This window comes from Tunicatimonas sp. (assembly GCF_049647865.1).
Classification (GTDB): Bacteria; Bacteroidota; Bacteroidia; order Cytophagales; family Cyclobacteriaceae; genus Tunicatimonas.
On sequence record NZ_JBARYM010000287.1, the window covers coordinates 1 to 6,589 of the forward strand.

Below are 6,589 nucleotides of genomic sequence, written 5' to 3' on the forward strand. Positions count from 1 at the left end.
GCCCAAACGGCCAAATTTTCGATAGTTCATAGTTGATTATGTAAATGGCTAAATTGTTGATTGTTTTTGGTCACTAGACTTCAAACCTCTGTTGTCACTTACCCCTACACCGTTATCCTTCACTAGTTTCCAGTTTCCGATGATTCAAAGCTAAAAAATAATAATAGAATTATATAAATAAGTTATTGACATATTGTCACAAAGGCGTTGCTTACGTAAGATTATTTGTACTACTTAGTAGTTACGATTAGGTATTTCTATACACTAATGAACTAAACAGCGTTAAATCCGGTAGTAAATTGAATACAAAAACTACCAACAACCGACTTCACTGTAGATTAAAACCATGCAAAGGATTGTAAGAAAATTCGTACCCTCACGGCTTTCTTTTCCTCTTCGCATCCATTCTTTTGTTTCAGCTGGGGCGTTCATGTTACTATACTTGGGCGTTCCGTTTTCGATTTCTGAATCAGGGCAGGCTGCTTGGGGTAATAGCTATGAAGATTATGTTCGCTCAGTTGAACTGCTTACCAATGAGCATTCGGCCTTCGCTGACTTTGTGCCTATTGATCAGGCAATGGATCATTTCATTCAGCAGCAGGGTATTATAGGCGCTTCGTTAGGAATAGTTAAAGATGGCAAATTGGTATATGCTAAAGGGTTTGGCTTCGCTGATCAGGAAACTGAGGAACCCGTTCAACCACATCATCTATTCCGAATCGGCAGTGTATCTAAGTTAATTACTGCAGTAGCTATTATGAAATTGCGGGAAGAAGGGCATCTACAAATGGATGAGCCAGTATTTGGTGAAGCCGGCATTCTGAATACCGAACCTTACCAAGGAATCAAAGATAAAAAGCACTATAAAGTTACGGTAGAGCATCTATTAAACCATACCGGCGGTTGGAGCAAACGTTCGTTTGGCGATCCACTGTTTATTCCGCTGCGTATTGCCGATGCTATGGAAGTAGAAGGCACCCCCGATTTAGATAATATTATTAAGTTTATTCTATCCAAGAACCTACCGTATCGTCCGGGTACTCGCTACGACTATTCTAATTTTGGCTATTGTCTGCTGGGCCGAGTGATTGAAGCCAAATCAGGCATGAGCTACGAAGAATTTGTGAAGACTGAAATTTTAGCACCTTTGGGTATTACCAATATGCACTTAGCTAAAAACCTACCGGAAGATCGTTTTGAGAATGAAGTAAGCTACTACGATTTATCATCTAACAATGTGCGACCAGATATGTATGGATCAGGAGAGCTAGTATCTAATGCGTACAGCTTTAATATTGAGGCCCTAGGCGCGGCGGGTGGCTGGGTAGCTACATCAGCCGATCTGATGAAGTTCTTAGTAGCAGTAGATGGATTTAAGAGCAGCCCTGATATTTTAAGTAACGAATCGTTACTAGATATGATAGAAACCAAATGGGGGCGGCCCTACGGTTGGCGAAGTGCCAAAGTGGGTGGCACCTGGTGGCGTACAGGTACATTAGCGGGAACATCGGCGCTAGTTAAGCGGCATCAAGATGGTACGTCTTGGGTAGTTTTAGCGAACACAAGTAACCACCGTAGTCGTTACTTTACAGGGCGTATTAGCTACATTATGCAGAAAGAGTTAACCCAGTTTGATAATTGGCCTGAACACGATTTATTTAGTTTAAGCTATCATCAGTAAGAAATACGTTCTTTCATTACAAAGCCCATCCGTTCACGATGGGCTTTTTTCGTACCTATGTCCCGTCTTGAAATAAGCTGGCAGAAAACTAACTTGGTTATGAAAGGACATCAAGAAGCAAAGAAATTCCGAAAAAAGCGCACTCAACCGGACAATACGCTGGGCTTTAAATTATTGTAGTAGATCGGATAAAAGATGCGAACTGACCTATAAATAAGTTCAGCAGATATACGATATCCAGGTAAGGAGCACGGTATTAGCTTGGTTAAGAAAGCACGGAAAATTAGATTGGGGTAACCCTTCACGCAACATGCAGCCAATACCTAAATATAGAAAGACTCCTGCCCGAAAGGATTAAGCTGATATTAAAATGAAGTTTTTAGAAGAGTTTATCGCTATTCAGGATGAAGAACTCATTCGTAAACTTTACATAACTCTTCAGCAAGAACAAAGCAGGGATACGTCTCAACCTAACAAATCTAAACTATCCAACTTTGTCGGAATATGAAACGATCAGAAAGCTAACCAGATTCAACAAGCCATTGATGAGTGCCGAACCATAGATACTCATGAGTGGTAGTGAGTGTCTATTAGATACAAATATCATTATTGCGCTCTTTAACGGAGAAGCAACCGTGGTAGAAAAGATTGACAAACTAGAGATAGTTCAACGCTCTCTAATAGTAGTCGGCGAACGCTATTACGGAGCTTTAAAGTCTGCTAAAACGCAGCAGAATATGCAGCGAATTCGCTTCTTCCTATCATTATGTCATATTTTTCCATCCGATGAGGAGACGAGCTATTGGTACGGGTATTCTCGAGACAGCTTACGTCAGAAAGGTAAGCCTATTCCAGGAAATGATATTTGGATTGCTGCTACTACTCAACAACACCAACTCACACTCGTAAGCCGAGATCAACACTTTCGGCAGATAGATAATTTAACCGTAGTGGTTTAGTAAATCGAAAGAAAAAAGTTCACTTCAACAGTTTCCTTACCAATTCAGCATTCTTTTCCTGAGAGCTGCCGAATATCTTATTCTCCATTTCAGCGTACTCTGGTGGGTGAAAGGTGTGCTGAATCTGTCCAGCAGCAAGGTAACTAACGGCAGTGCACAAGCTAGTCAGTGATTCTAGTATGTGCGAGGTTAGCAAAATTGTTTTGCCCCGCTCTTGCAATGTCTTAATAATCGTTTTCAGCTTCTGAGTAGTCTCCAGATCAATGCCGTTGAAGGGTTCGTCTAGCACCAGAATAGCCCGATCCAGCGCGATGACTCCCATAAACGCCAGCTTTTTCTTCATGCCCATAGAGTACGATTCGGTATACTGATCTAGCGGCAGATCAAACAACTGATTCCATTCCGCAATAGCAAAGTTAGGGTGATGGTAGGTAAACAGTTCCAGATACTCCCGGCCGGTAATATTAGAGTAGAAGAAATTATTCGTTTCCAGATAGGCTACATCTTTCTTGACCAAAGATCGGTTATCAAACTGTATTTTGCCCCCCGCTAGTGGCTTTAGCCCGCACAAACCAGTAATTAAGGTGGTTTTACCCGAGCCGTTCAACCCTACCAAACCATGGGTGCTTCCTGAGGCAATAGTTAAATTTAAATTGCGGATCACTTCCTTCTTTCCGTAGCGAAGACAGACGTTCTCTAAACTAATCATCCAAATAGGGTCTTAGGTTATTTTTGGCTCGCCGATAGTAGTTTATCAGCATTACTAGGGGTACCGGAACAAAAAAGGGCACGAACAAGCTAAGAAAGTAGATGAACATAAACACATTGTTGTTGAGCGTATGCCCGGGCTGATAAAAACTGTACTTCAGCATAATGCTGAGCAATTGAATGATAGAACTAACGAAAAACCAAATTACCAGAACGTACCAATACTCAGTATTTACTACCAAAAAAATCAGCACCAGTGGTAAGCAACCCACCCAAAACACAAGCAAATGCGCCTTTCCCTTCTGCCAAAGAAAAGTCCGAGGTGAAATATCAGCAAATACTTCCACCATTGACCGGGGTTCAGCTTCATTGTAAAAGGTAGTGACCACGAAGGTGAAGATAACAATCACCAGCAACGTGACAAACGGATAAGCATACAGCACCAACGCTGAAATATACAGCAATCCAATCCAAATTCTCTGCTTGCGCAAATTACTCTTCCACTCAAACGCTGGTGCCGGAACGAAGGATAAGCTACGGATTTGCCCCGCCTGAGCGGTAAGGTTCATATTTATGAACGGAATAAGGGTGACTGCCACCAGTAAGCTCGCTACTTCTAACCACCGAAAATTAAGCAGAAACAGTACGTAAAGTGGGCTTGCTAGCAAATGATACTCTATCAGGTACAGCAGTCGAGGTTGAACATCAAGCAATTGAAGAAATACCTTATCTTTTCTGAACGTGTGTAGCGAAGCGAGGGACAAAAATACTAGGGCAGTCACTACGTAGGTAATTGGAGGAGTTGCAGTATGAATTCGGGTCAATGTGAAGAACAGCAGGGCTAGAACGAAGATACTGCGGATTATCCCTAGCGCTCGAAGCGATCTTCCCAGCTGCCGAAGATGTAATTTTAGTAGGATGATAACCATCCACGAAAGGTAGTGTTATCTGTGCATTCTGCTTGCATTTATCGTTCAAATAAAACGTATCTTCGCTAAGATACACCGCTTACTTATTTTCACTATGGACATTTTCAACCCCGCTACCGAGACCCTAATTACCACTATTCAAGAAGACACCCCTGCTTCCGCCCATGAGAAGTACGAACGAGTCCGTCGGAGCCAACCGGCTTGGCACCAAACGCCACTTTCGGAACGAATAGCCGCTGTTGCCCAGTTTGCTGAACTACTGAGTAGCCAGAAGGACGAACTAGCCAAAACGCTTACCCAGGAGATGGGAAAGCCCCTGAACCAATCGCACAACGAGATAAAGGGAGCGGCAGGACGGATTCAGTATTTTGTAGAAAATTCAGAAAAGTGGCTGGCCGAAGAAGTTGTCACGGAGGAAGAAGGCTTGGTGGAGAAAATCGTATACGAACCGCTGGGAGTAATTGCTAATATCTCCGCCTGGAATTATCCTTATTTGGTGGGAGTCAACGTATTCGTTCCCGCCCTCATCGCGGGTAATGCTGTGCTGTATAAGCCCTCGGAATATACCACGCTTACCGGACTGAAAATTGGTGAATTGTTTCATCAAGCAGGCATTCCCAAAGATGTATTTCAAGTAGTGACGGGTGGCGGAGAAGTGGGAAAAGCTTTGCTCAATCTTCCGCTAGATGGTTACTTCTTTACCGGCTCCAACCGTACCGGGCAACATATCTACGAAGCAGTCGCTTCCAGAATGGTGCCCTGCCAAATGGAGCTGGGCGGAAAAGATCCGCTCTACGTTCCGAATGATAACGCTAATGTGGCTCAAGTAGCCCAAGCCGCCGCTGAAGGAGCCTTTTACAACAACGGGCAAAGCTGCTGCGCGGTAGAGCGTATCTACGTCCACCAAGCCATTTACGACGAATTTCTGGAAGCGTTTACCCAAGAAGTGCAGCAGTTCAAATTGGGTAATCCCGAAGAAGACGGCGTATTCATTGGTCCACTGGCTCGCCAAGAACAGATTGCGGTACTGGAGCAGCAAGTACAAGATGCGCTAGATAAAGGAGCTCAACTGCTTACCGGAGGGAAGAAAGCTGATCGTACCGGCTACTACTTTGAACCAACCGTGCTCACTGAGGTGAACCACCAAATGCAACTAATGCGGGAAGAATCGTTCGGCCCAGTCATTGGCATCCAGCGTGTAGCCGACGATGATGAAGGTATTGCGCTAATGCAGGATACCGACTACGGACTCACCTCCGCTGTTTACTGCGACACGCAGGAAACTGCTGAAGAAATTCTGGCCAAGATAGATAGCGGCAGCGCCTACTGGAACTGCTGCGACCGAGTGAGTGCAACGCTGCCCTGGTCGGGCCGAAAAAAGTCGGGGTTCGGTAGTACCCTTTCTTATCAAGGCATCCGTACTTTTACCCAGCCGAAAGCGTATCATTTGCGCTCTAATCATGGTTAGTGTTTCTATCGTTCGTAGTTTTAGAGCAGTTAACTGCGTTTCAGTATATTGTAAGAAAAAAACAGCTAAAATATGAAAGCAATAAAGGCAACATACAATGGTAAACAATTTCTGCTGGATGAAGACGTAACTATTCCCACTAATAGTCGAGCTATTATTGTAATGCTGGATGAAGGAGATGAGGAATGGTATCAATTAGCAAGAAGTGGACTGAACCGTGCTTATAGCTCGGAAGAACCGGAGTATGATCTTTCCCAAGTGGAACCAAACAAGAATTATGAAGGAAGGTGATATAGCTTTGGCTAGTTTGCAGCAAGCCGATGGACAGAGAAAGCTTCGCCCGGTTCTTCTTTTCAAACAAATGCCTCCTTATCAAGACTGGTTAGTATGTGGAATCAGTTCTCAGCTAAGACAGGCTGTTGCTAATTTCGATGAAGTCGTTCAGGAAAACGATGATGATTTCTTGCAAAGTGGTCTCACTGTGTCTTCCGTAATACGACTCGGCTTCTTGGCAACATTACCTAGCCGAGACTTAGCGGGAGTAATAGGTCAGATTTCTCAATCTCGCTATCAGCAGTTGATTGAGAATCTTATAGATAAGCTTTCTTAATCTCGGATCAGTAGTTCATATTCAGTAGGAAACCCACTTAATAGAAGTGCTTTTTAAAGAAGAAAGACCCATTGCGGTACTGGAGCAGCAAGTGTAGGATGCCCTGGACAAAGGAGCTCAACTGCTTACCGGAGGCAAACCGGCTGATCGCATTGGTTATTATTTTGAACCAACCGTGCTTACTGAGGTGAACCACCAAATGCAACTAATGCGGGAAGAATCGTTCGGCCCAGT

At 43.8% G+C, this 6,589-nt stretch carries 9 protein-coding genes and 1 pseudogene; 8 read left to right on the top strand and 2 right to left on the bottom strand.

Going from position 1 to position 6,589, the window contains the following annotated elements; translation table 11 throughout:
• The first annotated feature begins 430 nt into the window (after positions 1–430).
• The 4 genes and pseudogenes from WBA23_RS08790 to WBA23_RS08805 all read left to right on the top strand — a co-directional run bounded on the left by WBA23_RS08790 (position 431) and on the right by WBA23_RS08805 (position 2,640).
• A complete protein-coding gene (locus WBA23_RS08790; RefSeq protein ID WP_424581903.1) occupies positions 431–1,681 on the top strand; it encodes a serine hydrolase domain-containing protein in 1,251 nt (416 codons plus the stop codon).
• A 99-nt stretch (positions 1,682–1,780) separates the two neighbouring features.
• A pseudogene (locus tag WBA23_RS08795) lies at positions 1,781–1,997 on the top strand (hypothetical protein); the annotation flags it as partial.
• A gap of 54 nt (positions 1,998–2,051) precedes the next feature.
• A complete protein-coding gene (locus WBA23_RS08800; protein ID WP_424581904.1) occupies positions 2,052–2,189 on the top strand; it encodes a hypothetical protein in 138 nt (45 codons plus the stop codon).
• Positions 2,190–2,250: 61 nt separating this feature from the next.
• Positions 2,251–2,640 (top strand): type II toxin-antitoxin system VapC family toxin, encoded by a 390-nt coding sequence (locus WBA23_RS08805; protein WP_424581905.1) that lies wholly within the window; start codon positions 2,251–2,253, stop codon positions 2,638–2,640.
• 19 nt (positions 2,641–2,659) lie between these two features.
• Here WBA23_RS08805 and WBA23_RS08810 read toward each other — a convergent pair whose 3' ends face one another.
• Both WBA23_RS08810 and WBA23_RS08815 read right to left on the bottom strand, forming a co-directional pair.
• Positions 2,660–3,349 (bottom strand): ATP-binding cassette domain-containing protein, encoded by a 690-nt coding sequence (locus tag WBA23_RS08810; protein ID WP_424581906.1) that lies wholly within the window; start codon positions 3,347–3,349, stop codon positions 2,660–2,662.
• Positions 3,342–4,277: a hypothetical protein gene (locus tag WBA23_RS08815; RefSeq protein WP_424581907.1), complete on the bottom strand. Its 936-nt coding sequence runs from the start codon at positions 4,275–4,277 to the stop codon at positions 3,342–3,344. The genes WBA23_RS08810 and WBA23_RS08815 overlap by 8 nt, the downstream gene beginning before the upstream one ends.
• Positions 4,278–4,371: 94 nt before the next feature.
• Here WBA23_RS08815 and WBA23_RS08820 point away from each other — a divergent pair, with 94 nt between their 5' ends.
• The 4 genes from WBA23_RS08820 to WBA23_RS08835 all read left to right on the top strand — a co-directional run.
• The gene (locus tag WBA23_RS08820) at positions 4,372–5,745 is read left to right on the top strand and encodes an aldehyde dehydrogenase family protein (RefSeq protein WP_424581908.1); all 1,374 of its coding nucleotides are present in this window, start codon (positions 4,372–4,374) and stop codon (positions 5,743–5,745) included.
• Positions 5,746–5,817: 72 nt separating this feature from the next.
• Positions 5,818–6,036 carry a hypothetical protein gene (locus tag WBA23_RS08825; protein WP_424581909.1) on the top strand — a complete coding sequence of 73 codons (219 nt, stop codon included), beginning with the start codon at positions 5,818–5,820 and terminating at the stop codon, positions 6,034–6,036.
• On the top strand, positions 6,023–6,355 hold the full coding sequence (locus WBA23_RS08830; protein WP_424581910.1) for a type II toxin-antitoxin system PemK/MazF family toxin: 333 nt from the start codon (positions 6,023–6,025) through the stop codon (positions 6,353–6,355). Before WBA23_RS08825 ends, WBA23_RS08830 begins: the two co-directional genes overlap by 14 nt.
• 103 nt (positions 6,356–6,458) lie before the next feature.
• Positions 6,459–6,589: aldehyde dehydrogenase family protein (locus WBA23_RS08835; protein WP_424581911.1), on the top strand; the 131-nt coding region annotated here is incomplete at its 3' end.